The organism is Azospirillum sp. OGB3 (assembly GCF_014192915.1).
GTDB lineage: Bacteria > Pseudomonadota > Alphaproteobacteria > Azospirillales > Azospirillaceae > Azospirillum.
Map to the genome: position 1 here is coordinate 1 of NZ_JACHYN010000063.1, position 1,588 is coordinate 1,588.

A 1,588-nucleotide genomic window follows, 5' to 3' on the forward strand; every position below is an offset into this window, starting at 1 on the left:
GCTGACCCTGACGCTGGGCCTGAGCGACCCGGCGGGCAACGCCGCGGCGCCCGTCACCGCGACGACGCAGAAGCTCACCGCCACCGTGGAGAAGCCCGCCCCGGTCGCCCCGCCGCCGGTCGCCACGGTCGACGGCGCCACGGTCAGCGGCGCGGTCACCACCGGCAGCGACGGCACCCGCACCACCACGGTGACCATCGCGGCCAGCAACAGCGCCCGCGTCGAGGACAGCAACACCGCCAACCCCGACCTCGCCGACGTGCCGGTGGTGCGCGAGCAGGTGGTCGACCGCCAGACCGGGCAGGTCTCCACCATGACCACGCTGACGGTCAGCGTCTCCACCGGCGTCGCCGTCACCGCCAGCGGCAGCGCCGAGCGGCAGACCGCCGCCCAGGCGCTGAGCGGGCTGAGCGGGCTGATCGCCGCCATCGAGGCGCGCACCGACGAGGGCACGGCCTCGCGCAGCGGGCTGACCGGCGGCGGCTCGGGCTTCCTCTCGGTGCTCTCCACCCAGGCCCAGCTGCTGGTGCGCGCCATCGACTTCAGCGCGCCCGGGGTGGCCGCCGGCCAGGCGGTGCAGACCCGGGTGACCGGGACCACGCTGGGCGGCAGCGGCCTCGCCAGCACGGCGCCGACGGCGGTGGTGCTCAACACCGCGGCGGTGGCCGGGCCGGTGACCATCCAGCTCGACAACGTCGAGTTCGCGGCGGTGGTCGGCAACGCCACGCTGGTCGGCGGCGACGGCGAGCAGATCGTCTACGGCGACGACCACGAGCAGTACATGCATCTGGGCGAGGGCGACGACATCCTGCACGGCGGCGGCGGCAACGACACGATCACCAGCGCCGGCGGCAACGACACGCTGTACGGCGACGACGGCGACGACGTGGTGCACGGCGGCGAGGGCGACGACTGGCTGCTCGGCGGGTCGGGCCACGACCTGATCGGCGGCGGCACGGGCCACGACCGGCTGTTCGGCGGGACGGGGGACGACCTGCTGTTCGGCGAGGCGGGCGACGACACGCTGACCGGCGAGGCGGGCGACGACACGGTGGTCGGCGGGGCGGGCGACGACCTGCTGTTCGGCGAGGCGGGCCACGACCTGCTGGTCGGCGACGACGGCGACGACACGATCAGCGGCGGGTCGGGCAACGACACGGCGCTGGGCGGGGCGGGGCGCGACCTGATCGGGCTTGGCGACGGCAACGACCTTGGCAACGGCGGCGACGGCGACGACACGCTGTTCGGCGAGGCGGGCGACGACACGCTGTTCGGCGGGGCGGGCAACGACCTGCTGCACGGCGGGGCGGGCAACGACGTGCTGTTCGCCGACGGCGGGGCGGACACGCTGTGGGGCGGCGCCGGGTCCGACGTCTTCGCCTTCGGGTGGGCGTCGGGCGGGTCGGTGGTGATGGACTTCGAGGTGGGGGTCGACCGCCTGGCCCTCCACGACGCCACCATCGACCTCGCCGCGGTGATCCGCTCCGCCCGGGTGGAGGGCGCCAACACCACCCTCGACCTCGGCGCCGGAGCCCGCATCACCATCATCGGACAGACCGGAAACCTCGCCGCCTGGTTCGGCTGAGCA

Annotated in this window: 1 protein-coding gene; it reads left to right on the forward strand. The window is 75.0% G+C overall.

Annotation, left to right across the window (positions count from 1 at the left end; genetic code table 11):
- The coding region (locus FHW79_RS32260; protein ID WP_282184059.1) for a calcium-binding protein at positions 1 to 1,585 on the forward strand (1,585 nt) is incomplete at its 5' end.
- Positions 1,586 to 1,588: the final 3 nt, after the last annotated feature.